This is a genomic window from Nonomuraea sp. NPDC003804 (assembly GCF_040610675.1).
Taxonomy (GTDB): domain Bacteria; phylum Actinomycetota; class Actinomycetes; order Streptosporangiales; family Streptosporangiaceae; genus Nonomuraea.
Genome location: NZ_JBEXMT010000018.1, coordinates 80,353 through 107,044 on the forward strand (window position 1 = coordinate 80,353; position 26,692 = coordinate 107,044).

28 protein-coding genes are annotated in these 26,692 nt (G+C 73.0%); 12 read left to right on the forward strand and 16 right to left on the reverse strand.

The window, feature by feature from the left end; translation table 11 throughout:
• Nucleotides 1–18: 18 nt before the first annotated feature.
• Together ABZX22_RS24530 and ABZX22_RS24535 are read left to right on the forward strand one after the other, a co-directional pair.
• Nucleotides 19–2,175 (forward strand): hydantoinase/oxoprolinase family protein, encoded by a 2,157-nt coding sequence (locus tag ABZX22_RS24530; protein ID WP_354913009.1) that lies wholly within the window; start codon nucleotides 19–21, stop codon nucleotides 2,173–2,175.
• A complete protein-coding gene (locus ABZX22_RS24535; protein WP_354913011.1) occupies nucleotides 2,172–4,040 on the forward strand; it encodes a hydantoinase B/oxoprolinase family protein in 1,869 nt (622 codons plus the stop codon). Before ABZX22_RS24530 ends, ABZX22_RS24535 begins: the two co-directional genes overlap by 4 nt.
• Here ABZX22_RS24535 and ABZX22_RS24540 read toward each other — a convergent pair whose 3' ends face one another.
• From ABZX22_RS24540 to ABZX22_RS24580, 9 genes are all read right to left on the reverse strand, one after another.
• Nucleotides 4,041–4,676 (reverse strand): adenosylcobinamide amidohydrolase, encoded by a 636-nt coding sequence (locus ABZX22_RS24540; RefSeq protein ID WP_354913013.1) that lies wholly within the window; start codon nucleotides 4,674–4,676, stop codon nucleotides 4,041–4,043.
• Nucleotides 4,673–5,437: an ABC transporter ATP-binding protein gene (locus tag ABZX22_RS24545; RefSeq protein ID WP_354913015.1), complete on the reverse strand. Its 765-nt coding sequence runs from the start codon at nucleotides 5,435–5,437 to the stop codon at nucleotides 4,673–4,675. The genes ABZX22_RS24540 and ABZX22_RS24545 overlap by 4 nt, the downstream gene beginning before the upstream one ends.
• Nucleotides 5,434–6,453: an iron ABC transporter permease gene (locus tag ABZX22_RS24550; protein WP_354913193.1), complete on the reverse strand. Its 1,020-nt coding sequence runs from the start codon at nucleotides 6,451–6,453 to the stop codon at nucleotides 5,434–5,436. Before ABZX22_RS24550 ends, ABZX22_RS24545 begins: the two co-directional genes overlap by 4 nt.
• Before the next feature lie 8 nt (nucleotides 6,454–6,461).
• A complete protein-coding gene (locus ABZX22_RS24555; protein WP_354913017.1) occupies nucleotides 6,462–7,427 on the reverse strand; it encodes an ABC transporter substrate-binding protein in 966 nt (321 codons plus the stop codon).
• A 200-nt stretch (nucleotides 7,428–7,627) separates the two neighbouring features.
• Nucleotides 7,628–8,488, reverse strand: a complete 861-nt coding sequence (locus tag ABZX22_RS24560; protein ID WP_354913019.1) for a Gfo/Idh/MocA family oxidoreductase — start codon at nucleotides 8,486–8,488, stop codon at nucleotides 7,628–7,630.
• A gap of 38 nt (nucleotides 8,489–8,526) precedes the next feature.
• On the reverse strand, nucleotides 8,527–8,640 hold the full coding sequence (locus ABZX22_RS24565) for an SDR family NAD(P)-dependent oxidoreductase (RefSeq protein WP_354913021.1): 114 nt from the start codon (nucleotides 8,638–8,640) through the stop codon (nucleotides 8,527–8,529).
• Nucleotides 8,637–9,824, reverse strand: coding sequence for a cytochrome P450 (locus ABZX22_RS24570; protein WP_354913023.1), 1,188 nt, complete (start codon nucleotides 9,822–9,824; stop codon nucleotides 8,637–8,639). The genes ABZX22_RS24565 and ABZX22_RS24570 overlap by 4 nt, the downstream gene beginning before the upstream one ends.
• Nucleotides 9,770–10,771 (reverse strand): phosphotriesterase-related protein, encoded by a 1,002-nt coding sequence (locus ABZX22_RS24575; RefSeq protein ID WP_354913025.1) that lies wholly within the window; start codon nucleotides 10,769–10,771, stop codon nucleotides 9,770–9,772. Before ABZX22_RS24575 ends, ABZX22_RS24570 begins: the two co-directional genes overlap by 55 nt.
• The gene (locus ABZX22_RS24580) at nucleotides 10,756–11,520 is read right to left on the reverse strand and encodes a phytanoyl-CoA dioxygenase family protein (protein WP_354913027.1); all 765 of its coding nucleotides are present in this window, start codon (nucleotides 11,518–11,520) and stop codon (nucleotides 10,756–10,758) included. Before ABZX22_RS24580 ends, ABZX22_RS24575 begins: the two co-directional genes overlap by 16 nt.
• An 89-nt stretch (nucleotides 11,521–11,609) precedes the next feature.
• Here ABZX22_RS24580 and ABZX22_RS24585 point away from each other — a divergent pair, with 89 nt between their 5' ends.
• The gene (locus ABZX22_RS24585) at nucleotides 11,610–12,272 is read left to right on the forward strand and encodes a hypothetical protein (RefSeq protein ID WP_354913029.1); all 663 of its coding nucleotides are present in this window, start codon (nucleotides 11,610–11,612) and stop codon (nucleotides 12,270–12,272) included.
• A gap of 62 nt (nucleotides 12,273–12,334) precedes the next feature.
• Nucleotides 12,335–13,246 carry a TIGR03621 family F420-dependent LLM class oxidoreductase gene (locus ABZX22_RS24590; protein WP_354913030.1) on the forward strand — a complete coding sequence of 304 codons (912 nt, stop codon included), beginning with the start codon at nucleotides 12,335–12,337 and terminating at the stop codon, nucleotides 13,244–13,246.
• Between the two features lie 53 nt (nucleotides 13,247–13,299).
• Here the strand turns inward: ABZX22_RS24590 and ABZX22_RS24595 are convergent, their stop codons facing one another.
• On the reverse strand, nucleotides 13,300–14,244 hold the full coding sequence (locus ABZX22_RS24595) for a zinc-binding dehydrogenase (RefSeq protein ID WP_354913032.1): 945 nt from the start codon (nucleotides 14,242–14,244) through the stop codon (nucleotides 13,300–13,302).
• Between the two features lie 132 nt (nucleotides 14,245–14,376).
• On the opposite strand from ABZX22_RS24595, the gene ABZX22_RS24600 reads away from it, so the two are divergent.
• On the forward strand, nucleotides 14,377–14,958 hold the full coding sequence (locus ABZX22_RS24600; protein WP_354913034.1) for a histidine phosphatase family protein: 582 nt from the start codon (nucleotides 14,377–14,379) through the stop codon (nucleotides 14,956–14,958).
• On the opposite strand, the gene ABZX22_RS24605 is transcribed toward ABZX22_RS24600, so the two are convergent.
• From ABZX22_RS24605 to ABZX22_RS24620, 4 genes are all read right to left on the reverse strand, one after another.
• Nucleotides 14,955–15,719, reverse strand: coding sequence for a hypothetical protein (locus ABZX22_RS24605; protein ID WP_354913036.1), 765 nt, complete (start codon nucleotides 15,717–15,719; stop codon nucleotides 14,955–14,957). The two genes, ABZX22_RS24600 and ABZX22_RS24605, sit on opposite strands and share 4 nt — an antisense overlap.
• A 43-nt stretch (nucleotides 15,720–15,762) precedes the next feature.
• Complete coding sequence (locus tag ABZX22_RS24610) at nucleotides 15,763–16,020, reverse strand: hypothetical protein (RefSeq protein ID WP_354913038.1); 258 nt, start codon at nucleotides 16,018–16,020, stop codon at nucleotides 15,763–15,765.
• 87 nt (nucleotides 16,021–16,107) lie between these two features.
• Nucleotides 16,108–16,344, reverse strand: coding sequence for a DUF397 domain-containing protein (locus tag ABZX22_RS24615; RefSeq protein ID WP_183658472.1), 237 nt, complete (start codon nucleotides 16,342–16,344; stop codon nucleotides 16,108–16,110).
• On the reverse strand, nucleotides 16,345–17,166 hold the full coding sequence (locus ABZX22_RS24620; RefSeq protein ID WP_354913195.1) for a helix-turn-helix transcriptional regulator: 822 nt from the start codon (nucleotides 17,164–17,166) through the stop codon (nucleotides 16,345–16,347). It lies immediately after the preceding gene.
• Nucleotides 17,167–17,390: 224 nt separating this feature from the next.
• Here ABZX22_RS24620 and ABZX22_RS24625 point away from each other — a divergent pair, with 224 nt between their 5' ends.
• Together ABZX22_RS24625 and ABZX22_RS24630 are read left to right on the forward strand one after the other, a co-directional pair.
• Nucleotides 17,391–17,900 (forward strand): ATP-binding protein, encoded by a 510-nt coding sequence (locus ABZX22_RS24625; RefSeq protein WP_354913040.1) that lies wholly within the window; start codon nucleotides 17,391–17,393, stop codon nucleotides 17,898–17,900.
• Nucleotides 17,901–18,147: 247 nt separating this feature from the next.
• The gene (locus tag ABZX22_RS24630) at nucleotides 18,148–20,550 is read left to right on the forward strand and encodes a helicase-associated domain-containing protein (protein ID WP_354913042.1); all 2,403 of its coding nucleotides are present in this window, start codon (nucleotides 18,148–18,150) and stop codon (nucleotides 20,548–20,550) included.
• Here ABZX22_RS24630 and ABZX22_RS24635 read toward each other — a convergent pair.
• A complete protein-coding gene (locus ABZX22_RS24635; protein ID WP_354913044.1) occupies nucleotides 20,534–21,541 on the reverse strand; it encodes an ABC transporter substrate-binding protein in 1,008 nt (335 codons plus the stop codon). The two genes, ABZX22_RS24630 and ABZX22_RS24635, sit on opposite strands and share 17 nt — an antisense overlap.
• Nucleotides 21,542–21,686: 145 nt before the next feature.
• Here ABZX22_RS24635 and ABZX22_RS24640 point away from each other — a divergent pair, with 145 nt between their 5' ends.
• Genes ABZX22_RS24640 through ABZX22_RS24650 form a run of 3 tightly spaced genes read left to right on the forward strand, consistent with a single transcriptional unit; the run spans nucleotide 21,687 to nucleotide 24,552 of the window.
• Nucleotides 21,687–22,742 (forward strand): iron ABC transporter permease, encoded by a 1,056-nt coding sequence (locus tag ABZX22_RS24640; protein WP_354913046.1) that lies wholly within the window; start codon nucleotides 21,687–21,689, stop codon nucleotides 22,740–22,742.
• Complete coding sequence (locus ABZX22_RS24645; RefSeq protein WP_354913048.1) at nucleotides 22,739–23,752, forward strand: iron chelate uptake ABC transporter family permease subunit; 1,014 nt, start codon at nucleotides 22,739–22,741, stop codon at nucleotides 23,750–23,752. The genes ABZX22_RS24640 and ABZX22_RS24645 overlap by 4 nt, the downstream gene beginning before the upstream one ends.
• Nucleotides 23,752–24,552 carry an ABC transporter ATP-binding protein gene (locus tag ABZX22_RS24650; protein WP_354913050.1) on the forward strand — a complete coding sequence of 267 codons (801 nt, stop codon included), beginning with the start codon at nucleotides 23,752–23,754 and terminating at the stop codon, nucleotides 24,550–24,552. Before ABZX22_RS24645 ends, ABZX22_RS24650 begins: the two co-directional genes overlap by 1 nt.
• Nucleotides 24,553–24,620: 68 nt before the next feature.
• Here the strand turns inward: ABZX22_RS24650 and ABZX22_RS24655 are convergent, their stop codons facing one another.
• Nucleotides 24,621–25,310, reverse strand: a complete 690-nt coding sequence (locus ABZX22_RS24655; protein WP_354913051.1) for a TetR/AcrR family transcriptional regulator — start codon at nucleotides 25,308–25,310, stop codon at nucleotides 24,621–24,623.
• Nucleotides 25,311–25,346: 36 nt separating this feature from the next.
• On the opposite strand from ABZX22_RS24655, the gene ABZX22_RS24660 reads away from it, so the two are divergent.
• Nucleotides 25,347–25,682, forward strand: a complete 336-nt coding sequence (locus ABZX22_RS24660) for a rhodanese-like domain-containing protein (RefSeq protein ID WP_354913053.1) — start codon at nucleotides 25,347–25,349, stop codon at nucleotides 25,680–25,682.
• Nucleotides 25,683–25,757: 75 nt separating this feature from the next.
• Nucleotides 25,758–26,687, forward strand: a complete 930-nt coding sequence (locus tag ABZX22_RS24665; RefSeq protein WP_354913055.1) for an endonuclease/exonuclease/phosphatase family protein — start codon at nucleotides 25,758–25,760, stop codon at nucleotides 26,685–26,687.
• The last annotated feature ends 5 nt before the right edge of the window (nucleotides 26,688–26,692 follow it).

The following is a 26,692-nucleotide window of genomic DNA, read 5'->3' on the forward strand; positions in this document are numbered from 1 at the left end:
GAGTCCTACCGTATCGACGTGGAATACCAGATCGGGGTTGACGTCGGCGGTACATTCACGGACACCGTGCTGCACGGCCCGTACGGCGAGGTGTCCGTCGCGAAGTGTCTGACCACCCCTGACGACCCCCTCACTGGCATCATGTCCAGTATCTCCCAAGTGCTGTTTTATGCCACCCCCTCGAAGGTCAAGAGGGTCGTCCACGCCACCACCCTGGCCACGAACGCCGTTCTCGAACGCACCGGCGCGCGCGTCGCCTTCGTGACCACGCGGGGCTTCCGCTCGCTGCTCCCGCTCGGCCGCTACGCGCGCGTCGAGGAGGACCGCTACGACCTCCGCTTCACCCCGCCGCCACCACCCGTGGCCGCCGAGGACTGCTTCGAGGTGGACGAGCGCGTGGCCGCCGACGGCTCGGTGCTCGTGCCGCTCTCCCAGGAGTCCGTACGGCGGGCCGGCCGCGAGATCGCCGCCCGCGGCATCACCTCGGCCGCGGTGTGCCTGGTGCACTCCTACGCCGACCCCACCCACGAGCGGCAGGTGGCCGCCGTGCTGAAGGAGTACGTGCCCGAGGTGGTGATCTCGTCGGAGGTGTGGCCGGAGCTCAGGGAGTACGAACGCGCCACGACGACCGTCATGTCGGCCTACGTGGGGCCGCTCATGTCGTCCTACCTCACCAGGCTCCGCGAAGGGCTCGCCGCGCTGGGCATCACCGCCCCCGTGCACGTCATGGAGTCCGGGGGCGGCGTCATGTCCGCCGCCCAGGCCGCGCGCAGAGCGGTGGCGACGATCGAGTCCGGCCCCGCGGCCGGCGTGCTGGCCGCCGCGCGCACCGGGCACCCCCGGGTGATCTCCTTCGACATGGGCGGCACCACGGCCAAGACCTGCGTCATCACGAACGGCAGACCCGAGATCACCCACGAGTTCCACGTCGGCGGCAAGGGCAGCTTCGGCGGCCGCCGGGCGGGCACCGGCGTGCCGGTGAAGACCCCGGCCATCGACCTGGCCGAGGTGGGCGCGGGCGGCGGCAGCGTCGCGTGGGTGGACCAGGCCGGCGCGTTACGTGTGGGGCCGCGCTCGGCGGGCTCCTCCCCCGGCCCGGCCTGCTACGGGCTGGGTGGCTCCGCCCCCACGGTCACCGACGCGAACCTGGTCCTCGGCTACCTCTCCCCCGCCTCCTTCTCGGCCTTCCCGCTCTCCGCCGAACTGGCGGACAAGGCGCTGGACAGGGTGGCGGGGCCGCTCGGGGTGTCGCGCGCGGCGGCGGCGCACGCCGTCCACGAGATCGTCGCGGCGGCGATGGGATCGGCGGTGCACGTGGTGACCGTGCAGCGGGGGATCGACCCGCGCGGGTTCGTCATGGTGGCCTTCGGCGGCGCGGGCCCGATGCACGCGGCCAGGGTCGCCGAGCGCTTCGGCATCGGCACGGTCGTGGTGCCGGCCCTGTGCGGCGTCGCCTCGGCCGCCGGGCTGCTGGCCGGCGAGCTGACGGCCGAGCGCGTGCGGTCCGCGCCGTCGGCCGCCGATCCCGAGGCCGTCTTCGCCGCCCTGGAGGCCGCGGCCGGCGACGACCTCGCGGTCGCCGCCGGCGCTCCCGGCGTGCGGGCCGAGCGCGCGGTGGACGTCCGCTTCCGCGGCCAGGCGCACGAGCTCACCGTCCCGTGGGGGCCGTCGGTGGCCGGCGCCTTCCACGAGAAGTACCGGCAGGTGTACGGCATCGCGCAGGAGGGCGAGATCGAGCTGGTCAGTTTCCGCCTCCGGCTGAGCGTCCCCGCCACGAACGGTGCTGCCGGGACCCGAGCCACCGGCGAGCTCCCCGGAGCCGGGGCCGGGGTCACAGGAGCCGGGGTCACAGGAGCCGGGGTCACAGGAGCCGAGGTCACAGGAGCCGAGGCGACAGGGACCGAGGCGACAGGGGCCGGGGCGACAGGGGCCGGGGCCGGGGCCGGGGTCGCACGAGCGGGGGGCACTGGCCGCAGGGTCGCCTACTTCGCCGAGTGCGGCGGCTACGCCGAGGTGCCCGTGCTGACCCGCGCCGCGCTCACCCGGCTGGCGGGCCCCGCCATCGTCGAGGACCCCGAGTCGACCATCGTCGTCCCGCCCGGCTGGAGCGCCGCCCTCGCGTCCGACGGGGCCGTGGTCCTCACCAGGACGACCGGGCAGGAGGACCAGGCATGACCCTGACCGCGGAGGTCCTGCGCAACGCCCTGGTCGTCGCAGCCGAGGAGGCGAGCATCGTCGTCGTCCGCTCGGCCTACTCCACGTTCATCGTCGAGGGCTCCGACGCCTCCGCCGCCCTCCTGGACGCCAGGGGACGGCTGATCGCCCAGTCGACGGCCACCACGCTGATGAACAGCATGGCGCTCAAGGTCGCCCTGCCGTACCTGCTGGCCGACCATCCCGCCGTCACCATGCGGCAGGGCGACGTCTACGTGCTGAACGACGCCTACCGCGGCGGCGTCCACACCAACGACCTGCTCGTCTACCGGCCCGTCTTCGTCTCGGGCGGGCCGGCCTACTTCACCGCCACCATGATCCACGTCTCGGACCTGGGCGGCCTGTCGGCGGGCGGCATGGCGCCGCTGGCGACCGACATCTTCCTCGAGGGTCTCCAGCTCCCTCCCGTACGGCTGGCCACCGCGGCGGGGCTGGATCCCGCCGTCGAGGCCATCCTGCGCGCCAACTCGCGCACGCCCGACAAGGTGATGGGCGACGTGCGCGCGCTCGTCGCGGGCACCGCCGTCGCCGCCGCCCGGATGTCGTCGCTCGTCGCCGAGCACGGAGCCGAAGGCCTGGCGCGCGGCATCGACGCCTACCTGGACTACACCGAGGCGCGCACCAGGGCCGCGCTGGCCGACCTGCCGCGTGGCCGCTTCACCGGGTCGTACCCGATCGACGACGACGGCGTCCACCCGGACCGGACGCACACGGTCAGGGTCGCGGTCACGACGGGCCCGCCGTCCACGGACCCCTCGCCATCGGGCCCCTCGTCATCGGGCCCCTCGTCATCGGGCCCCTCGTCATCGGGCCCCTCGTCATCGGGCCCCTGGTCACCGGGCCACTCACCATCGGGCGGCTCGCCATCGGGGCCCTCGTCACCGAGCGGCTCGCCATCGGGCGGCTCATCACCGGGCCGCTCGCCATCAGGTCCCCCGCCGTCGGGGGCCGCCGCGCACGTGGTGGTGGACTTCGAGGGGACCGACCCGCAGGTGCCCGCCGCGATCAACGCCTCCGCGTCGCAGTCGCTGGCCGCCGCCGTCTTCGCCGTGCGCTGCTTCCTCGACCCCACGATCCCCATGAACGACGGCTGCCTGCGCGCCATCAGCGTCCTGCTGCCGGAGGGGTCGCTGCTGAACGCCCTGCCACCGCACCCGTGCGGCGGCAGGTTCGTGCCGATCTACGCGGCGATGGAGTCGATCTTCCAGGCGCTGTCCGACGCGATGCCGGAGCGGGCCATCGCCGCCAGCGGCATCCTCCAGCCGTTCTCGATCGCCGCCGTCGGCGCGCCGTACTGGATCCACCTGTCCTACGACTTCGGCGGCGTGGGCGCGCGGCGCGGGCTGGACGGGCCCGACGCGACGGGCGTGCACTTCGGCATCGGCCGCAACTCCGTGCCGCAGGCCGAGCCGGTGGAGACGCGCTGCCCGCTGGTCGTCGAGTCGATCGAGACCATCACCGACTCGGGCGGTCCCGGCGCGTACCGGGGCGGGCTCGGCTCGCGCACGGTCCTGCGTTTCCTCGCGCCGTGCCATGTCACGACGCGCGGCGACCGGCTGCGCCACGCCCCTCCCGGCCGGGACGGCGGGCTGCCCGGCAGGCTGGGCGGCTTCTTCCGGCGGCGGGCGGACGGCTCGCTCGAACGGCTGCCGGCCAAGGCGAACAACGTGCTGTTCCAGGCGGGAGAGGCGTTCGTGGTCGAGACGACCGGCGGTGGCGGGCTGGGCTCGCCGCTGCTCAGGGACCGGGCCCTGGTGGCGGCCGACGTCCGGGCGGGCCGGGTCAGCGCGCGGGCGGCCAGGGAGGACTACGGCCTGCGCGGGTGATCAGTGCGCGCGCGGACGCCACTCGGCGGCGCCCTGCCGTACGGCGGTGTGGACGGCACGGGCGAGCCTGGAGCCGTAGTCGGAGCGCGGGCCGCCGAACAGCTCCGCCGGGCCCGCCGCGGGAACGGCGACGCAGACGGCGTCGGAGGCGGTGCCCGTGCAGGGGAAGCCGGCCTCGATGAGCGCCTGAGTCTTGGCCTCGGTCGCGGTCATGACCGCGTTGACCAGGGCCGCGTCGGTCATGGCCACCGGGATGGTGATCATGAGGTTGATCGTGCCGACCCGCAGGGGCGCCAGTTCGGGATCGACGTGGTCGGGAGCGGCGGCGGCCCAGGTGGGGACGCGCAGGCCGACGGTCGCGACCGCCTCGACCCCGCCGTCCGAGCCGGTCGTGTAGCGGTCGACGGAGGCCGCGGTCATCATCCCGACGCCCTCCCCGGCCGGGCCGAGGGAGACCAGGTGGTCGACCGGGTCCATGCGCGAGTATCCGGCGACGACCTGGGCGTTCAGCACCCACGAACGCGGGCCGATGCCGCCGCCGAGCATCGCGGAGGAGATCATCCGCCAGCCGGGCCCGAACTCCCACAGCAGCGAGCCGAGCCTGGCCCCTTCCTCGGTCCGGTAGGACAGCTTCAACGGCCCCTCACCAGGTGGACGACGGGCCGCCCGTCGGGGCCCGGCTCGATCTTGACATGCGCGTCGAAGTGCCTGCCCACCAGCTCCTCGGTGAGCACCTGGACCGGCGCGCCCGAGGCCATCGCGCGCCCTTCGGCGAGCAGGAGCAGCCGGTCGGCGTACTGTCCGGCCAGGCTCAGGTCGTGCAGGGTGGTGACGACGGTCAGCCCGTCGGCCAGCCTGAGCTGGTCGACCAGTTCGAGGACCTGCTGCTGGTGACCGAGGTCGAGGGCGGTGGTGGGCTCGTCGAGCAGCAGCACCGGCGCCTCCTGGGCCAGCGCCCTGGCCAGCACGACCCGCTGCCGCTCGCCGCCCGACAGGTTCTCCACCCGCCGCCCGGCCAGCCCCGCGAGGTCGAGCCGGTCGAGCACGGCGGCGGTCACGTCCCTGTCGCGCCTGCTCTCCCGCCCGAGATAGGGGATGTACGGCGTGCGGCCCAGCAGCGCGTAGTCGAAGACGGTCATGTCGGCGGGAAGCGCGGGCGTCTGGGGGGCGAAGGCGACCGTCCTGGCCCGCTCGCGCGGCCGGCCCGGCGGCGCCCCGTCGAACAGCACCGATCCGGCGAACGGCACCAGCCCCATGATCGCGCGCAGCAGCGTGGACTTGCCCGCGCCGTTGGGGCCGATCACGGCCAGCCACTCGCCCCGCCGTACGGTCATGGAGACCTCGGCCAGCACCTGCCGCTCCCCCAGCACGACCGACAGCTCACGGGTCTCGATCACATCCCCGCCCTTCTGGTCATGCGCAGCACGCCGACGAAGAACGGCGCGCCGACGAAGGCGGTGACCACGCCGATGGGCAGCTCGGCGGGGGCGATGACGGTGCGGGCGATGAGGTCGGCCAGGACCAGGAAGGCGCCGCCCCCGATCAGCGACAGCGGCAGCACGATCCGGTAGGAGCCGCCGGCCAGGCGGCGCACCACGTGCGGGACGACGATGCCCACGAAGGCGATGAGCCCGCTGACCGCGACGGCGGCGGCGGTGGCCAGGGACGCGCCGAAGAGCACGGCCAGCCGTACCCTGGCCGCCCTGACGCCGAGGGTGGTCGCCTCGTCGTCGCCGACGGACAGCACGTCCAGCATCCGGCCGTGCAGCAGGAGCAGGGCGCTGGAGCCGACCGCGTACGGCGCGACGAGCGCGAGCTTGTCCCACCCGCCCTGCAGGTCGCCGAGGATCCAGGCGTAGACGCGTTCGAGCTCCTCGACCTTGAGCTGCTGGACGAAGGTCTGGATGGCGGTGAGGAAGGAGGTGACGGCCACGCCCGCCAGCACCAGCGTGGCGGTGCCGCCGGAGCGCCCGGCGGTGTTGCCGAGGGCGTAGGCGAGGAAGACGCCGCCGACCGCGCCGGCGAAGGCGGCCAGGGGGACGCTCGCGACGCTGCCGGGCAGGAAGACGATCACCATCGTGACCGTCAGGCCCGCGCCCGAGGCCGCGCCCAGCAGGTAGGGGTCGGCCAGCGGGTTGCGGAAGACGCCCTGGTAGCCGCCGCCCGCGACGGCCAGCAGGCCGCCCACGGTGGCGGCCACCAGCACGCGCGGCAGTCTCAGCTGCCACAGCAGGCCCTGCTCGACGGGGGCGAGCCCGGAGTCGACGTGGACCCACGGCAGCCAGTCGGCGGCCTGGAGCACGACCTGCCAGGGCGAGATGTCGGCAGCGCCGCCCAGCAGTCCCGCGATCATCGAGAGCGCGAGGACCGCGAGAGCGGCCGCGACCCACAGCGGCCTGGCCCTGGCGGGCACGTGCGGCTTCACTGGCTCGTGTCGGCCTTCCGCACGGCGTCACCGATCGTGGTGGCCAGGTCCACGATGCGCGGACCCCACCGGGAGGCGATGTCGTCGTCGAGCTGGGTGACGCGGTCGTTCTTGACGGCCTTCAGGTCCTGCCACCCGGGCCGCTTGGCCAGCGTCTCCTTGCTCTGCTGGCAGCACTTCACGTCGGCCAGGAAGATCAGGTCGGGGTCGGCCTGCGCGACGAACTCCGCCGACAGCTTGGGGTAGCCGCCCGCCGCGTCGGGCGCCTTGTCGGCGACGTTGACCAGGCCGAACATGCCGTAGATCTGGCCGATGAAGGTCGTGGACGTGGCGGCGTAGGGGGTGGTGTCGAGCTCGTGGTAGTAGGTGAGCTTCGAGGCCTTCGGCGCCTCGGCGGCCAGCCGGTCGAACGTGGCCTTCATCCCGGAGACGACCTCGTCGGCCTTGGCCTTGTTGCCGGTCGCCACGCCGAGGTCGACGATCTCGTCGTAGGCCTCGTCGATCTTGGTGGCGGCGGGCTCCACGAGGACGGGCACGTTCACCTTGGCGAGCTGGGCGGCCACCTTGTCGTCGGAGGCGACGACGAGGTCGGGCTTGTGCGCGATGATCGCCTCGACGTTGGGCTTGAAGCCCGACAGGTCGGTCCTGGGCGCCTCGGCGGGGTAGGTGGACATGTCGTCGACGGCGACGACCTGCGGTCCGGCGCCGATCGCGAAGAGGGTCTCGGTGGCGGTCGGCGAGATGGAGACGATGCGCTCGGGCTTCTTGGCGATGGTGACCGCGCCGTTGCCCGCCTGCACGGTGGCGGGGAAGGCGGCCCCCTGCGCGGCGGGGGCGGTGGTCTGGGCGGCCGAGGGGGCGGTGGCCGAGGGGGCGGAGGAGGGAGCGGGAGTCTGGCCGCAGCCGGCCAGGACGACCGTTCCCAGCAGCGCGCCCGCGAAGGCCGTGCGTACGGGCCTCACGAGTAGTCCTTTCACACTGTCGGAACCGAGAGACCCGCGAAGATGCGACGGATCACCCTTTTCCACGAGGGTTGATGACGTCGGCGCGGCGGCAGGCGACCTGGCTATGACAGTTGCGGGACAGCGCCGGACTCGCACCGGACTTCGCTGCAACGCTGCGCGTCGGACAAACGCTATCAATTCTCCCGATGGGCCCGAAGTCAAGGGGTGGCGAGCTGGGCCTCCGCGGCGGCGATGATCTCCTGTAGGTGCAGGCCGCGCGCGGCGTCGAGCTGGTGGCCGCCGCCCCGCCGTACGGTGGCGGCGAACTCCTCGGCCACGCGCGCGAACTCGTCGTCGTCGGAGGCGGGCAGCCGGACGCTCCCCTGCGTGCCGTACACCTCGACCCGCAGCGGCGGCAGGTCGCCCACCGCGGCCATGGTCAGCGACACCTCGCTGACGGCGCCGCCCTCGTGCTCCAGCAGCAGGCCCACCCAGCGGAGCGGGTCGCCGTGGGCGCGGACGCCGACCACCCTGCCCAGGGCGGCGTCGAGCAGGTCGATGACGTGCGGCCCGACGTCGAGGAGCGCGCCGCGCTCCAGCCGCCACGGCGTGGCGAAGTCGCCGCCGCCGCTCAGCACACCCGAGATGGCGGCGGCCTGGCCGCCGAACGCCCCGATACGGGCGCACCCGGCCAGGAAGTCACGCGTCCCCGGGGAGTAGCGCAGCGTGAGCAGCATCTGGGACGCGACGCCCGCCTCCCCGATCGCGTCGGCCAGCCGGCGCGCGCCGTCGAGGTCGGCCGCCAGCGGCTTCTCCAGCAGCAGCGCCTTGCCCGCCTTGGCGGCCAGCACGCCGAGCTCGGCCTGGACGGCGGGCGGCACGCAGAAGGCCACCGCCTCGACGGCGTCGAACAGGTCCTCGATCCGCTCGTGGACGGGAGCACCCAGCCGGGCCGCCGCCTCGGGACGGCGCGCCCACACGCCCGCGAGCCGCGTGTGCGGCCCCTTCGCCAGCATGGGCGCGTGCGCCATCTCCGCCCACGGGCCCGCGCCCACCAGTCCCACCGCCACAGGTTCCACGGCCGTCACTCTAGGCCCTGCCGCGCGTGGATCGCGTGCTAGTCGGCGACGCCGACGCTGGCGCCCTCGGCCGCCAGCCGCGCCGCGCAGGCCGCGCCGATGCCCGAGCCGGCGCCGGTGACCAGCGCCACCCTGCCGGCGAAGCGGGTCACCACTCGACCGGCAGCGACGGCAGGCCGCGGCCGACGATCGACCGGCGGTAGGCGACGGGCGCGCCCTCGGCCAGGCGCAGCCCCGGCAGCCGCCGGCCGAGCACGTCGAGCGCGGTGCGCAGTTGCAGGCGGCCGAGGGCGGCGCCGACGCAGAAGTGGATGCCGTAGCCGAAGACCATGTGCGCGTCGGCGTTCGGCCGGTCGATCACGAACCTCTCCGGGTCGGGGAAGACGGTCTCGTCGTGGGCCGCGGAGTCGGTCGACAGCAGCACCAGCGACCCGGCGGGGATCGTCACGCCGTGCAGGTCGATGTCCGTGGCGGCGAACCTGAACGAGCCGAGGGAGGCGCCGTCGATGCGCATGCACTCCTCGGCCGCGCCGGCCACCAGCTCGGGCGGCACCGGCCAGCGGCCCTCCCTGAGCAGCCGCAGGACGCTGTTGCCGAGCTGGTTGGGCACCGTGTCGTTGCCGCCGAGCAGGATCGTGGAGATCAGCTCGACCACCTCGCGGTGCGACAGCTCCTTGCCGATCAGCGCGGTCATGAGCGAGGTGAAGTCGTCCTGCGGGTCCTTGGCCCTCGCCGCGACCAGGCGGTCCACGTAGTCGAGATAGGTCAGGAAGCCGTCGGCGAGCTCGAGCTGCCGCTCCGGCGGCTGCGGCGACAGGAAGAGCTGGAACCACTCCTTCACCCGCCGCTGGACGAACTCCTCGTCGGCCGCGGGCACGCCGATGAAGGCGGCGGTGAGCTTGACCGAGGGCTCGTGCGCGATCTCCTGGACGAAGTCGGCCGCGCGGCGGCCCGCCATGCGGTCGAGCAGGCTCTCGTTGAGCTCGCGGAAGCGCCGCTCCAGCGCCGCGACCGCGCGGGGGGTGAAGGCGCGCGAGACCGAGCGGCGCAGGCGGGTGTGGTCGGGCGGGTCCACGTTGGCCACGAAGCTCGACAGGAACGAGCCGTGCTCGCCCAGCTTCCGCCTGGTCTCCTCGGTGAGGCTGCGCGAGATCGTCAGCGAGCCCCGCGAGGAGAACGCGCGGTGGTCGCCGTAGGCGGCGCGCACGTCGGCGTACCTGGTCAGGACGTAGGCGCCGAGGTGCTCGCTGCGGAAGACCGGTTGCTCGTGGCGCAGCCGTCTCAGGAAGTCGTACGGCGCGGCGACGTGCCAGTCCTGGGTGACGTCGAAGTCCATCCGAAGATCCTCCGCGGGTTGTCGACCAGCATCTGATGGATCTGCTCCTCGGTGACGCCTCGTCCGCGCAGCGCCGGCAGGACGTCGGTGGTGATGTGGAGCAGGTGGTAGTTGGGGTGGCGGCGCCGTACGACGTCGTGGTCGAACCGGTCGTTGAAGCAGTAGGAGTCGTGGGACAGGACGAGCCGGCCCGCGTGGCCGCGCTCGCACAGCCTGGCGACCACGCTCACCCTGTCGTCGAAGGAGCTGATCGTCTCGATCCCGAAGCGGTCCATCCCCAGGTAGGAGCCGTTGGCGATGAGCTCCTCCAGGTAGGCGAGGTCGGTGGAGTCGCCCGCGTGGCCGATCACCACCCTGCTCAGGTCGACGCCCGCCTTGGCCAGGACCCGCTGCTGCTCCAGCCCGCCCGGCTGGGCGCTGTGGGTGGTGATGGGCGTGCCCGTGGCCACGTGGGCCTCGGCGACCGCCCTGAACACCCGCTCGCAGTTCGGCGTCATGCCGGCGTGGTCGGTGGCGCACTTGAGCATCGCCGCCTTCACGCCCGTCCTGCCGATGCCCTCGGTGATGTCCCTGACGAAGAACTCCGCCAGCCGGTCGGGACCGCCGAACAGGCTGCCGGGACCGCGGTTGGCGAAGTAGGGCGGCAGCGCGTCGTAGGTGTAGAGCCCGGTGGCGGCGACGATCGTCAGCTCGGTCAGCTCGGCCACCCGCTGGACGGCGGGCACGTAGCGGCCGAGGCCGACCACGGTGAGGTCGACGATCGTGTCGATGCCGGCCGCCTTGAGCGCGTCGAGCTTGGCCGCCGCCTGCCGGGCCCGCGTCTCCAGGTCCCAGCCTTCGGGGATGTCGGGCCAGTTCCACAGGATCTCGGGGCTCAGCCCGAAGACGTGCTCGTGCATCAGCGTGGCGCCCAGGTCGGCCCGGAAGCCGCTCACCGTCCAAGGCACGGGAACCTCGGGTGGTCGAAGGGCTTGTTGACGGCCAGGCCGAGGCCGTCGGTCTGGCCGTACGGCATGCCGGTGTAGAGCGTGTCGGCGTCGAAGTAGGTCACGGTGAACGACAGCCGGGGCGAGCGGTGCCGGTTGGCGGGCGCGCCGTGCACGGTCAGCGCGTGGTGGACGGTCGCGTCTCCGGCCGCGAGGTCCAGCGGCGGTGACAGCTCCAGTTCCTTCAGCCACGGGTGCTGGGTGAGCTGGTCGTCGCCGGTGGTGGTGAAGCTCCTGCCGAGCAGGCCGTGGCGGTGGGAGCCGCTGTAGAAGCGCAGCGCGCCCATGTCGGCGGGCACGTCGGCCAGCGCCAGCCAGACCGTCAGCATGGCCGAGCGGTCCATCGGCATCCACGGGAAGTCCTGGTGGAACGGCGTGGCGCCGTGGCCGTCCGCGCCGCCGCCGTCCTTCACCAGCAGGTTGGTCACCTGCATCCGGACCGCGCTCACGCCGGACAGCAGCCGCACCGCGTTCGGCGCCAGGCGCCTGGTCAGCTCGGCGAACCTCTCGTCCTCCTGCGCGATGTCGCGTGACTGGCCGAAGGCCCGGTCGACGAGGGTGGCGCGGGACCTGGGGCGCTCGCCCAGCCGGGCGAGGGCGCGGTCGCGCAGGTCGGTCACGGTGTCCTGGTCGACCAGGCGGGCCAGCCGTACCCACCCGTTGGCGTGGAAGAAGGCGGTCTCGCCGGCGGTCGTCGCGCGCACGTCCATGAGCCCAGTGTCTGAGCAAGCGCTTGGTAAAACAAGATGAGTAGGGACCTACTCATGCGCGGCACCCGCGCCGGGCGCACGCTCGGGCCATGACCAGTCTCGACACGACTCCCCGGTCGGGAGCCGATACCTTCACCCGCTACGCCATGATCGCCGCCGCCGTGATCTCGCCGCTGGCCATCGCCGCGTCCATCCTCCTCGCGCCGGGCAACGTCACCGCCGAGGGCGAGGCGTACGTGCGCCAGTTCGTCGCCGACGCCGGCTCCTACCCGCTGCTCGCCTGGCTGTCGGCGATCAGCTCCCTGACGATCATCCCTGCCGCGTTCGGCGTGGCCAGGGTCGCCCGCGCCGGCCGGCCGGTGCTCGGCCTGGTCGCCATGATCCTGGCGTTCGTCCTGATCGTCCCGATCGGCGGCAACTCCGACGACGTCCTGTACGCCGGCATCGTGGCGGGCCTGGACCAGGGCACGCTCACCAAGCTCTACGCCGCCTACAACGAGGGGCTGCCCACCTCGGTCCTGGGCATGTCGTTCCTGTTCGGCCTGCTGGGCTTCCTGCTGCTGGGCGTCGCCGCGCTCCTCGGCAGGACCGCGCCGGTGTGGGCGGCCATCGCGCTGGTCGTGGCTCCCGTGGCGATCCCGATCTCGTGGTTCGCCGGGCTGGGCAACGTGGCGGCCGGCGTCGCGTGGCTGCTCATGACGGCGGGGATGGGCGGGGTGGCGCTCGGCCTGCTGAACCAGCGCGGAACCTGACTTCTGGCCGAAAGATCCTTCCCGGTCTAAGGTGTGAACCAAACGCTTGGCCGGGAGGCGTCATGCGGCGGTTCAGGTTCGCGGCGGTCGTCCGTCACGCCGAGTCGGGCAAGGCATGGGCGGAGAAGGCGCGGCGGCTGGAGGCCACGGGGTTCGACGCGCTGCTGGTGCCCGACCACCTGGTCGGTCCCCGCCTGGCCCCCTTCGCGGCGATGACGGCGGCCGCCTGCGCCACCACGCGGCTCAGGGTGGGCACGCTCGTGGCCGCCAACGACTTCCGGCACCCGGCGGTGCTCGCCAAGGAGTCGGCCACCCTCGACCTGCTCTCCGACGGGCGCCTGGAGCTGGGGGTCGGCACCGGGTGGATGGCGGCCGACTACGTCGCCGCCGGGATGGAGCTCGACCCGCCCGGCGTGCGGGTCTCCCGGCTGGCCGAGGCGGTGACCGTCCTCAAGGGGCTCTGGGGCGAGGCGCCGTTCTCCTTCACCGGCAGGCACTACCGCATCGACTCCCTGGACCAGCAGCCCAAGCCGGTCCAGCGGCCGCACCCGCGCCTGCTGCTGGGCGGCGGCGGGCCGCGCATGCTCCGCCTGGCCGCCCGCGAGGCGGACGTGATCAACCTCGGCATGCGCGTCCGCGCCGACGGGACGGGGCCCGACGACGCCGACGGCGGCCCGTCCGCGTTCCTCGCGAAGATCGACGTGGTCCGGGCGGCCGCCGAGGGCCGGTACGACCAGGTGGAGCTCGGCACGAGCGTCCAGCAGGTCGGCGCCAGGCGGTCGAGGGAGTCGTGGAGCGCGGCCGACTCCGCCCCGCAGGCCGACACGCCGCAGGTGCTCCCCGGGACCAGGCAGGACGTCGTCGACAAGCTGCGCCGCTGGCGGGACGATCACGACGTCTCCTACTACGTCCTCCACCACGAGCGCGACCTCGACGCCTTCACCCCGGTGGTGGAGGAGCTGGCGGGCACCTGACCCCACGTCGCCCGGCCGGCCAGGAGCGGAAGCCTGCGCACTCCCCCTGCCGGTCAGGGGATCAGGACCACCTTTCCCGACGTCGCCCTGCTCTCCAGCGCCGCGTGCGCGGCGGCCGCCTCGGCCAGCGGGAACGCCTGCACCTCCGGCACCAGGCGACCCGCCGCCGCCTCCGCGAGGGCCCGCTCCTCCAGCTCGCGCAGCCCGCCGGGCCGGCTGAGGATCCGCTCGATCGCGTAGATCGACGTGATGTCCTTCGCCTTGATCTCCTCGGGCGTCGGCGCGCCCGCCTCCTCGCGCGAGGCGTTGCCGTACACGATGTGCCGCCCGCCCGCGCCCAGCAGGGAGAACGCCTCCCTGCCGCGGCTGCCGCCGACGCCGTCGAAGACCAGCGTCACCTCGCCGACCTGCGCGCTCCAGCCGGGCACGTCGTAGTCGACGGCGCGCCCTGGAACCGTCGCCACCTTCGCCTTCCCGCCCGCCGCCCCGACGACCTCGGCGCCGATGTGGCGGGCGTGCTGCATGAGCAGGCGGCCGATGCCGCCGGCCGCCGAGTTGACCAGGATCACGTCGGCCGCGGTGGGCGCGCCCAGCTCGATCAGGGCCATCGTGGTGGCGCCCGTCACGATCATGGCCACCGCCTCCTCGAACCCGAGGCCGTCGGGTACGGCGTGCAGCGCGCCCACCTCGGCGACGCTGAGCTCGGCGTAGCCGCCTGGCCTGCTGGCGCCGGTCACCACCCGGCGGCCGATCCACGACTCGTCGACACCCGGGCCGACCGCGTCCACCACGCCCGCGACCTCGCCGCCGAAGACGGTCGGCAGGTCGGGGACCGGCGGCCCGATGGTGACGCCGGTGCGCAGCAGGGTCTCGATGAGGTGCACGCCCGCGGCCTTCACCACGACGCGCACCTCGCCCGCGCCGGGGACGGGGTCGTCGACCGTCTCGTAGGTCAGGTTCTCCGCGGGCCCGAAGGCGTGCAGGACGACGGCGTGCATGAGGCTCTCCATCCGGTGGGTGGTCGTTCCACCGCCACGATGCAACCTCAAGCGGGGTTGAGGTCAACGTGGCGGCCCGTGGGACGCCCCCCGGCGGGCCGGACGCGGGCGGTCGGCGATGATGGTCCTGCTATGGATGACATGATGCTCTTGAGACACGGCGAGACCGAATGGAGCAGGACGGGCCGCCACACCGGCCGTACCGACCTGCCCCTGACCCCCCACGGCGAGGAACAGGCCAGGGCGCTGACGCCACTGGTGAAGGCGCGCGCCTTCGACCTGGTGCTGGTGAGCCCCGCCGGCAGGGCACGCCGTACGGCGGAGCTGGCCGGGCTGACCGACTACGAGGTGGACCCCGACCTGTGGGAGTGGGACTACGGCGGCTACGAGGGCATCACCACGCCGACCATCCGCGAGACCCGTGCGGGCTGGTACCTGTGGCGTGACGGCGTGATCCCCGGCGACGCCGAGCATCCCGGCGAGAGCGTGGAGCAGGTGGGCGCGCGGGCCGACAGGGTGATCGAGCGGGCCAGGGCCGCGAAGGGTTCGGTGGCGCTGGTCGCGCACGGGCACTTCCTGCGCGTGCTGACCGCCAGGTGGCTGGGCCTGCCGCCGCGTGACGGCAGGTTCTTCCGGCTGGACACGGGCACCTACTCGCGGCTCGGGTTCGAGCACGCCGAGCCGGTCGTCCTCAACTGGAACGCCCCGGTCTAGGCGCGGGCAGCAGCCGGCTCGGGCGCCAGCCGGCTGCCGGGGAAGGGCACCAGCATGGTCTCCCGCCACGGGCCCGACAGGTAGTCGCGGGCCCGCTTCCCCCAGGTGAGCAGCCGCTCGTCGGGCGCGACCTCGTCGTCGAGCCCGAGGGCCGCGTCCCTGGCCCGCTGCACGGCCAGGTGCGCGTCGAGGGTGGTGCCCCACACGGTGACGACCTCGGTGTCGCACATCAGCACCTCGTACAGCCCGACAAGCGTGTGCCCGTGGTCGCGCAGGATGGGCAGGCGTTCGGCGCGGACGGCTTCGAGGTAGTCGAGGGCGGCGCCGGGCCGTACCGTGGCGCTCTCGAACAGGAACAGCGGCGCGGGCGCGGCCGAGGCGAGCGGGGGGCTGCCGTGGACCGCGCCGAGCGGCCGGGAGAAGGCCGAGAAGCGCAGGTCGTCGATGTCCGACAGGAACAGGCGCGCGTCGACGCCCGAGTAGATCTCCATCATCTGGCGCCAGCCGCCCTCCCACCCGCCGTGGCAGTCCCACAGCGTGACGGCCTTGAACTGGTGGTGGCCGGTGATCCCGACGGCGTAGAAGGCGCCGACGAGATCGATCTCCCGCGACCGGATGGACATCCCCTCGGTCAGCTCGGGCGCCTGGCGGGCGGCGTCCTCCTGCTTGTAGCGGGTCAGCCAGGTCAGGTACTCCAGCGGCCGGCGGGAGTTCATCGGCCGGAAGTCGACTTCCTCGAGCAGGTGGATGCCTCGCCGCACGGCGGCCTCCCGAGATCGAACCAAGCGATTGCTCGGGATGATATCAGGCGATGGCCGGAACCGGCTGGGGCCCGCGCCCCGTCAGCCACTCCAGCACGCGCCGGTGCCCCGAGGCGGCGTCCTCGAAGTGTCCCCAGTGCCAGTAGCGGGGCTGGTCGCGCACGCCGGTCACCCAGGTGCGGTAGGAGACCACCCCGTCGGGCACGGCGGAGCCCACGCCGTAGGTGCGGATCACGACCCTGCCGCCCGGTGCGATCAGCACGTCGTCGGCGATGGGATAAAGCGTCATCTGATCGAGCATGAAGAGATCCTGCTTGAGGGACGAAACCGGGGGATTTCCCGTCCGGCGCACCCGGGTTACGCGGGTGCGCCGGAGGTGAACACCGTGTTAAACCAGCAGACCGTCGAACTCCCCGTCCTTCACCCCGAGCACCAGCGCCCGGATCTCGTCACGGGTGTAGATCAACGCGGGGCCCTCGGGGAAGCGGGAGTTGCGGACCGCGATCCCGCCGTCGGGGAGCTCCGCGAGCTCCACGCAGTTGCCCTGCGAGTTGCTGTAGCGGCTCTTCCGCCAGGCGACCTCGGTGAGGTCGGTGGCGGGCATGCCGTTGTAGGTGTGCTCCATCTACATCTTTCTGAGAAGACCGTCGATGAGCTCCACGGTGCCGCCCGGCGTGGTGCTCTCCACGCACAGCTGCTCCATGGCGGTGAGGTACGGGTCGATGTCCTCACGCTTGTCCAGGTACAGGGCACCCCAGAGCTGTTCGACGTAGACGACGTCCGACAGGTCGGACTCGGGAAACCGCATGATGCTGAACGCGCCCCCTTCGGCGGCGTGCATGCCGTACCGGAAGGGCATCACCTGGATGGTGATGTTGGGGAAGGTCGCCACGTGCAGCAGATGCTGAAGCTGTTCGGACATGACCTCTCGGCCGCCGATGGTCCGCCTCAGGGTCGCCTCGTCGATGACGGCCCACAGCCGGGGGCCGTCTTTCCGGGTGAAGCGCTCCTGCCGCTGCATGCGCAGATGCACGCGCTGGTCGATGTCCTGAGGAGAGGCGTCGGGGTTGCCGAGCTGGTAGACCGCCCTGGCGTAGTTCGCCGTCTGCAGCAGGCCGGGCACGAACTGCACCTCGTAGGTGCGGATCAGGCTGGCGGCCTCCTCCAGTCCCACGTAGGTGGTGAACCACTGGGGCAGGACGGCTGAGTACTTGTGCCACCACCCGGGGGTGTTGGCCTCGCGGACCATCTCCAGCAGGGCACGCCGCTCGGCGTCGTCGACGACGCCGTACAGCGTGAGCAGGTCTTCCACATCACGTGTCTTGAAGCCGACGCGGCCGAGCTCCATGCGGCTGATCTTGGACTCGGAGGCCCTGATGTGGAATCCGGCCACATCACGGGTGAGTCCGCGCTGCTCGCGCAGGCGACGCAGGCTGGCGCCGAGCATGATGCGCCGAACGGTTGAGCCAGAACCCGGCGGATCCATGGACACGTGCTGCTCCTTGGTCGTTTCCGTACCACACAGTCTGTCACTTCGCGCCCCAAAGATCATGGGTCGCGGCAAGATCCCCCTTTGCCACCTGATTCACCGATACAGGGCAAACGGTAGCGGTTGCCCATCCCTTCTGCACGTGCATTCGCTCTTGCACCTGCACGAGACTCTGCCTCAGAATGATCACCGTGCAGTCCACCAAACCCCTCGGCCTGTGGACCACGCTCGACTGGTGGCCCCCGGTCGGCTGGTGGCCTGAGGCGGCGCGCGACCTCGTCGTCCCTGGCACGGCGGTCGGCGCAAGCGCGACCTTCGTCCTCCCCCCGGCGGCCTCCTCCGTCCACTCCGCCCGCAGCTTCACCGCCGGCACGCTCGCCGGCTGGAAGCTGGAGGAGATGGTCGACAGCATGGAGCTGGTGGTCTCCGAACTCGCCACCAACGCGCTGCGCCACGGCCTGACGCTCGACGAGCCGCGCCGGCCCGAACCCGTGCGCATGTCGCTGGTGCGCAGGGGCGCGCTGGTCACCTGCGCCTTCACCGACCCGGCCGCGGCCGTGCCCGTGCTGCGCTACCCCGGGCCGCTCGACGTGGGCGGGCTCGGCCTGCACATCGTGGAGTCGCTGAGCATGCGCTGGGGCTGGTCGGCGCTCGCGCCGTACGGGAAGATCGTCTGGGCGGTGCTCTCCTGAGGTCGGCGCGGCCCTCCCCGCGCTCCCGGTGACCTCTCCCTGCACTGTCCCTGTGCTCTCCATGCGCTCTCCATGCGCTCTCCATGCGCTCTCCCCACGCCTTCTCCACGCTCTGTCGCATGCACGCGAAGGCCCGGACACCCCGGCATGGAGCGCGTATGCTGAGGTCTGCCTCGTAGTGAGGCCCACGTGGATGATCAAGGCTCACGGCGAGTCCCCGCGCGCGACCCACTGAGAGTGCTGACAGATGGATGATCACCTGCTCGGCTGGCTGCGAACACTGGACGAAGCGAGGCTCGCCCGCGTCCTGTCCAACCGACCGGATGCCATAGCGGCCCCCTGGCCGCGCCGGCTCGACACGCTGGCCCAGCGGCTGGGCAACGGTTTCGCCGTCATGGAGGCGATGCGGGCGTTGCCGCTGCCCTGCCTGGAGATCGCGCAGGCGTGCCTGGTGCTCGGCGACGGCGTGCCGCCCGACCGGCTGGCGCGCTTCCTGGACGCCCCGGTCGAGCAGGTCGTCCCCTGGCTCGACGTCAGCTACGACCACGCGCTGGCCTGGCCCGACGCCGACGGCGGCATCCACCTGGCCGCGGCGGTCGCGCGCTGGTGGGCGGCGCCGCTCGGCCTCGGCGAGCCGCTCGACCACTACCTCAACTCCTGGACCATCAACAACGACACGCTGCGCGCCCTGGCCCGCAACCTCGGCCTGCCCGCGCACGGCAGCAAGCGCCGCACGATCATCAGGGCGACGGAGGTGCTGTCCGACGGCGAGCGGCTCGCCGCCCTGCTGCGCAACGCGCCCGAGGGCACCGAGCGCCTGCTGGCCGACTTCGCGTGGGACGGTCCGGTCCGCGACGTCGACGGCGGCGCGTTCGTGACGCTCGGCACCCCGGAGAAGTGGGCGGCCGACCACGGCCTGCTCTACCGGCCCCGCTGGGAGGTGGCGGAGATGCCGCGCGAGGTGGCGCTGTCGATCCGCGGCCCCGGCTACCACCCGCCCTTCACCCCCGAGCCACCCGAGGTGCCGACGATCCCGGTCGACCCCGAGGAGGTCGACCACCTGATGACGCTGGCCGCCCCGCACATGGTCGAGCGCTGCGCCACCCTGCTCGACAACACCGCCAAGACGCCGCTGCCGCTGCTGAAGACCGGCGGGGTGGGCGTGCGCGAGGTGCGCAGGGTCGCCAGGGAGACCGGCTGCGACGAGGACGAGACCCGGCTGCTGCTGGAGATCTGCGCGGTCGCCAGGTTGCTGGCGTGGGACGAGAAGTCGGGCGGCATGGTGCCCACCGACCGGTACGACAGGTGGCGGCTCGACGAGGGCTCGGCCAGGCTGCGGCTGCTGCTGTCGGCCTGGTGGCGGATGGAGCGTTCGTCGCTGCGCAAGGTCGAGGGCAAGTACCCCACGGTGCTCGGCGACGACCGGAGCGGCGCGGCGATCGCCCGCGTGCGCAGGGCGCTGCTGGGCGTGCTGTCCCACCTGCCGGCGGGTACGGCCTTCGCCGACAGGGGCAGCCTCGTGCGCAGCGCCCACTGGCACGCTCCCCTGCTCGACCAGGCCCTGCTGGCCGACTGCGCCGCCGCCGTGCTGGAGGAGGCCACGCTGCTCGGCCTGCTGGCCAACGACGCCCTCACCGACCTCGGCCGGGCGCTGGCCGGGCTGAGCGCCCACGCGGGCGAGGAGAACGACGACGCGGTGCCGCTGGTCGAGCACGATCCCGTCCTGGTCGAGGTCTCGACGCGGGCGCTGGCCAGCGTGCGCAGGAGCGCGTTGTTCGGCGCCGACCTGACCGCCGTGGTCACCGGGCCGCCCTCCACCGAGCTGGCCGAGCTGCTCGACAGGGTGGCCGAGCGGGAGTCGCGCGGCGCCGCCTCGGTGTGGCGCTTCACCGCCGAGAGCGTGCGCGGCGCGCTCGACCGGGGCTATGACGCCGACGAGCTGCTGGCCGAGCTGGGCGAGGTCGGCACGATCCCGCAGCCGCTCGACTATCTCGTCCGCGACATGGCGCGCCGGCACGGCGAGGTGACGGTGACGACGGTCGCCTGCATCGTGCAGGCCTCCGATCCCGCCCTGCTGGCCGAGATCGCCCACAACCGCGGCCTGTCCCGGCTGGGCCTGCGGCTGCTGGCCCCGACCGTGCTGGTCAGCTCCACGCCGGCCGAGCCCACGCTCGCCGCGCTGCGGGAGAACGGCTACGCGCCCGTGCCGATCGCCGACACCGGCGAGATCGCGGTCAGGCGCACCAGGGTCGCCGGTTCCGAGGATCCGCAGAACGGCAAGCTCATCCTGCTGCCCGGCGGGCAGGTCGCCGAGGTCGACACCCCCGCGCACATCCTCGCCGAGCCCGCGCCCGACCCTCACGAGCACGCCCGCCGCCTGCTCGGCGCCCACGACAGCGCGGAACAGAGCGGGCGCACCTGGGCGGTCATCGGCAGGAACGCCACCAGGTTGCCCACCGCCCAGCAGTCGCTGCTGGGCCTCGTGGTCGACCGCGGGGTACGGGCCGGCATCACGCTGACCGACGGGCTGACCGCGACGATCAGCCACGGCGAGCTGCGCGGCGGCACACTCGACGCCTGGTGCGAGGAGGCGGGCGACTACCTGGAGTTCCCGCTGACGGAGATCGTCGAGGTCAGGGGAGCTTACTAGCCTTCCCCAGGTCGGCCACCAGGCCCTCGAGCAGGTCGGCCCACTTCTGGTAGCTGTAGGGGGTCTCGACCCACATCGGGTAGACCTGGCCCTTGGCCACGGCGGGCAGCTTGGCGAAGGTGGGCTTCTTCTTCATCTCCTCCAGGCCGAGGGCCTGGGTCCTGCTGTCGAACAGGATGACGTCCGCCTCGTACTTGTCGGCGTTCTCCCAGCTCAGCGACTCGAAGTAGCCCTGGGCGTCGACCTTCGGCTTCACGATGTCGAGCCCGGCGTCGCTCAGCAGCTTGAAGTCCGGCACCATCTCCGGGGTCGAGACGTACATCGCGTCGGGGCTGCCGGAGACCAGCTCGATCGTCAGGCCCTTGGCCGCGAGCTTCCTCAGTGCCTCCAGCGCCGCCTCGTAGCGGGCCTTGGCCTGGGTGATATCGAGGGCGGCGAGGTCGGCGCCGAGCTTGGCCGCCAGGTCACCGTACTTGGCGATCACCTCGGTGGCGTTCCTGCCGGTGAGCATGACGCCCGCCGTCGGGGCGACCTTCTCGATCGTGTCCTTGGACTTCTCCGGCACGTACCACAGCGTGTCCTTCAGGTACATGCTGCTGACCAGCAGCTCGGGCTGCAGGCCGATGTACTGCTCGACGTTGAACTCGTCCCAGACGTTGCCGAGGCCCGTCACCTTGGTGATGTCGACATTGCCCACCTGGGGGTCGCGCTCGCCGTTCGACAGCTTGTGCGGGCCGAAGACGGCGATCGGCTTGACGCCGAAGTCCCACAGCGCGGCGGCCGAGCCGACCTGGGCCACGATCCTCGCCGGGGTCTTCGGCAGGTCGATCTTCCTGCCGCGGTCGTCGGTGTAGGTGAAGGGGGCGGCCGCGGCGCTGGCCTGCGCGGGGGCGGCGGGGGCGGACGCCGACTCCCCGCCGCACGCGGCGAGGGCCAGAGCGGCGCCCAGGCCGGCGGCCGCCGCGAGCAGTCCTCTACGGGATACCGACATCTTCCTACTCCTTAGGCGAGGCTTACCTAAACCAGACGGCGGTTAGCATAGCCTTACCTTCCCTTTTCCCAGGACCCACCCTCCTGCGAGGCTGTGGCGCCGAGTTAGATTAGCCTTGCCTAAGGATCTACCACGAGAGGACACCGTGACCGCGCCTCCGCTGACCGGCTCCGCCACGAAGGAGCCAGCCGCCCCCGCGCGGGGCCGCTCCGCCGTCCTGGCGGCGGGGCTGCTGGCCGCGCTCGGGCTGCTGGCGCTGGTCGCCCTGCTGAGCGTCGCGCTCGGCGCGCGCTCGGTGCCGGTGTCGACGGTCATCAGCGCCTTCACCGCCCCCGACGGCTCCAGCGACCACACCGTCGTCCGCGAGCTCAGGGTGCCGCGCACGGTCCTCGGCCTCGGTGTCGGAGCGGCGCTCGGGCTCGCGGGAGCGCTCATGCAGAGCCTGACCCGCAACCCGCTGGCCGATCCGGGACTGCTCGGGATCAACCAGGGGGCCGCGCTCGGCGCGACCGTCGCGATCGGCGTGCTCGGTCTCACCGACCCCGCCGCCTACGTCTGGTTCGCCTTCGGCGGCGCCGCGCTGGCCTCGGCGGTCGTCTACGCGCTCGGCTCGGCGGCCCGCTCCGGCGCCTCCCCCGTACGGCTGGCGCTGGCCGGCGTGGCGCTCGGCATGGTCTTCACCGCCGTCTGCCAGGCGATCCTGCGCCTGGACTCCCAGACCTTCGACCGCATGCGGTTCTGGCTCACCGGGTCGCTGGCCGCCCAGACGGCCGACGTGATCTGGCGGCTGGTGCCGTTCATGGGCGTGGGAATCGTGCTCGGGCTGCTGCTGGCCAGGCCGCTCAACGCGCTGGCGATCGGCGAGGAGGCCGGCAGGGCGCTCGGCGTGGCCGTCGGCCGCACCAGGACGCTGACCGCGCTCGCCGTCACGCTGCTGTGCGGGGCGGCCACGGCAGGGGCGGGACCGCTGTGGTTCGTCGGCCTCGCGGTGCCGCATGCCGTCCGGGCGGTGGTGGGGCCGGACCAGCGGTGGCTGCTGCCGTACGCGGCGGTGCTCTCGCCCGCCCTCGTGCTCGTCGCCGACATCGTGGGGCGCGTGATAGCCCCGCCGGGCGAGGTGCAGGTCGGCATCATGTGCGCGGTGGTCGGCGCCCCCGTCTTCATCCTGCTGGCCCGGCGCAGGAGGCTGGCCGCGCTATGACCTCCCCCGTTCGGCTCGGCCCCTACTCGGTACGGCCGGCCCCCCGCGCCGTCCTGGTGAGCATGGCGCTGCTGGTGGCGGCGGTCGCGATCGCGCTGGTCGCGGTCTCGACCGGCGAGTTCACCGTGCCCGTCGGCGACATCCTGGCCGCCCTGTTCGGCGACGGCTCGCCGGTGGCGGAACTGATCGTGAGCGAGTTGCGGGCGCCCCGCGTGGTCACCGGACTGGCCGTCGGCGCCGCCTTCGGCCTGAGCGGCGCGATCTTCCAGTCGCTCACCCGCAACCCGCTGGGCAGCCCCGACTTCATCGGCTTCACCGCCGGCGCGTCGACCGGCGGCGTGCTGTCCGTGGTCCTGGGCGGTACGGCGACGCAGATCGCCGCGGGCTCGATGCTCGGCTGCGTGATCTCGGCGGCACTGGTCTACGCGCTCGCCTTCCGCAGGGGCGTGCAGGGCTACCGGCTGGTCCTGGTGGGCATCGGCGTCAACGCCCTGCTGCTGTCGGTCGACTCCTACCTGCTGACCAAGGCGAACATCAACGACGCCGCCACCGCGGGCGCCTGGCTGACCGGCAGCCTCGGCGGGCGCGGCTGGGACCACGCGATCCCCGTCGCGGTCGCGCTCGCCCTGATCGTCCCCGTCTGCTGCGCCGTCTCCAGGCCGCTGCGGATGATGGAGATGGGCGACGACGCGGCCAGAGCCGTCGGCATCAGGGTCGAGCCCGTCCGGGCGGCGGCGATCGTCGCGGGCGTGCTGCTGTGCGGGGTCGCCACCGCGGCCGCGGGCCCGGTGATCTTCGTGGCGATGGCGGCGCCGCAGCTGGCCCGCAGGATGACCCGCTCCCCCGGCGTCACCCTGCTCGCCTCCGCGCTGACCGGCGCGGTGCTCCTGACCGCGGCCGACCTGGCCGCCCAGCGCCTGTTCGCGCCCACCCAGCTGCCCGTCGGCGTGCTGACCGCCGCCATCGGCGGCACCTACCTGGCCCTGCTGCTGCGAAAGGAACGCCGCTGATGGCTCGGCTGACCGGTTCCGGCCTCACCCTCGCCTACGAGCAGCGGGTGGTGGCGACCTCGCTCGACGTGGAGATCCCCGACGGCTCGTTCACCGTGATCATCGGCCCGAACGCGTGCGGCAAGTCGACGTTGCTGCGCGCGCTGGCCAGGATGCTGAAACCGCGGGCGGGCGCCGTGCACCTCGACGGCAGCGTGATCACCTCGCTGCCGTCGAAGGAGGTGGCGCGGCGGCTCGGGCTGCTGCCGCAGACCTCGATCGTGCCCGACGGGATCACGGTGGCGGACCTGGTCGCCAGGGGGCGCTACCCGCACCAGCGGCTGATGCGGCAGTGGTCGAAGGCGGACGAGCTGGCCGTGGCCGCGGCCATGGCGGCCACGAACGTCGCCTCGCTGGCCGAGCGGATCGTGGACGAGCTGTCCGGCGGCCAGCGGCAGCGCGTGTGGCTGGCGATGGCGCTGGCCCAGGAGACGCCGATCCTGCTGCTCGACGAGCCGACCACCTACCTCGACATCGCCCACCAGGTCGAGGTGCTCGACCTGTGCGCCGACCTGCACGAGGCGGGACGGACCATGGTGGCCGTGCTCCACGACCTCAACCAGGCCTGCCGTTACGCCACCCACCTCGTCGTCATGCGCGACGGGGTGATCGTGGCCGAGGGCGACCCGGCGGCGGTGATGACGGCCGCGCTGGTCGAGCAGGTCTTCGACCTGCGGTGCGAGATCATCACCGACCCGCAGACCGGGACTCCGCTGATCGTCCCCGAGGCGCGCAGGGCGCGCAACCCGGTCGCCCTGTAGGTCATCGGGATCGGCCAGCGGTCACCCGGGGTCGGGCGCGGCCACGTCGTCCCGCGGCTCGCCGGCGGTCACCCGGGGTCGTGCGCGGCCCCGTCGTCCCGCGGCTCGCCGGTGCCGCAGACCGCCAGCGCCGCCTGGGTGAGCGCGGCGCGGGCGCGCGGCTCGCCGTACCTGTCCTTGAGCATGGTGGCGGGCTCGCCCCCCAGCCCCGCGAGGACGGCGTGCGCCAGCGCGTCGGCGTCCGCGCCCGGCAGCGCCTGGCCGAGCAGGATCGCCACGTGCCGGTGCCAGAAGACGTAGGCGCCGATCCGGTAGCGCGCCCCCGGGCTGGCCGTCTCCGACATCCGCACCAGGTCGAGGTGGGCGAACAGGTAGTCGAGGTAGGCGGCGACGAAGGCGGCGAGCCGTTCGGCCGGTGCGACGCCGCGGCCGGCACCCCCGGGGCCCAGCGGGGGCGGCCCGGACAGGACGCGTTCCTGCAGATCGCGTTCGCGGGCGTCGAGCAGGGCGACCGCCAGCCCCGACTTGTCGCCGAACCGGCGGAACAGCGTGCCCTTCCCCACTCCCGCCTCGGCGGCGATCGCGTCCATGGAGACCGCCTCCACGCCCTTGCCGGCGAACAGCCTGGCCGCCGCGGCCAGCACCTTCTCGCGGTTGCGGGCAGCGTCGGCCCGCTCCTGGGGCGGGCGGTTGCGCAGGATCTCCAGAACCTCGCTTGACGAACCGGACTGCGGTCCGGTAATTTCCGTGCCATCCACAAACCGGACTGTAGTCCATTTTTTCAGGAGGTCGCAATGACCCAGCTCATCTCCCGCGACGAGCTCAAGGCCGCGATCGACGCCGGCACCGTCACCGTGGTGGACGCGCTCGGCGGCGACTACTACGCGCAGCAGCACCTGCCGGGCGCCGTCGCCCTGGTCGAGAGCGAGGTCGAGGAGCGGGCCGCCGCCCTGCTGCCCGACAAGGACGCGGCGATCGTCACCTACTGCTCCAACCCCGCCTGCCCCAACAGCCAGGCCGTGGCCAACCGGCTGACCGCTCTCGGGTACACCGACGTACGCAAGTACCGCGAGGGCATCCAGGACTGGGTCGAGGCGGGGCTGCCGGTGGAGTCCTCGGTCACCGTCTGAGGCTCCTATCCGGCTGCACCGGGATCGCGGGCGGTCTTCACGGTTTCTGCACACCGGCCAGGTAGGTTCCCTTCCATGATCCGTACCGTGCTGGCCTGGGTGCTCGTGCTGCCGTTCGCCGCCTGGGCGCTGCTCAGGGTGACCGGGGCGGACGTGGGTGACCGGTGGATCCAGCTCGTCGCGTTCACCCCGTACGTCGCCGCCGCCTCGGCGGTGCCGGTGCTGGCGGCCGGCCTGCTGAGGCGGTGGGTCCCCCTGGCGGTGGCCGCGGTGACGGCGGGGGCGCTGGCGCTGGCCGTCCTGCCGCGGTCCTTCGCCGACGCCGGCCCCTCCGGCGGCACCACCTTCAGGGTGCTGGCCGCCAACCTCGCCGTCGGCGCGGGAGACGGCACGGAGCTGATGCGCCTGGTCGAGCGGCTGCGGCCCGACGTGCTCACCATCCAGGAACTGACGCCCGCGGCCCGGGACCGGCTCGACGAGCTGGGACTGCGCGAGCGCATGCCGTACGTCGTCGACAGGTCCCACACCGGCGTCTGGGGGTCGGGGATCTACGCCACGCACCCGCTGACCGAACAGCCGATGATCGCGCTCGGCGGCTTCCGGCAGGCCCGCGCCGTGGTCGGCGTCAAGGGCGGGCCGGAGATCGAGGTGGTCTCCGTGCATCCGTGCGCGCCCAGCCACGCCGCGAAGATGGCCTGCTGGCGGTCGGGGCTGGCGGCGCTGCCCAGGGCGGGACAGCGGCTGACGGTGCTGGCGGGCGACTTCAACGCCACGCTGGACCACTGGCCGGTCGGGGAGCTGCTCGCCTCCGGCTACCGCGACGCGGCCGACGCGGTAGGACTGGGGTTCACCGCGACCTGGCCGCAGCAGGGGTGGCGGCCCGTGCCCGGGGTGACGATCGACCACGTGCTGGCCGACCAGCGGATGGGGGTGCGGTCCTTCAGCGTCCATCAGCTGGCGGGTACGGACCACCGGCCCGTGTTCGCCGAGCTGACCCTGCCATGAGCGGA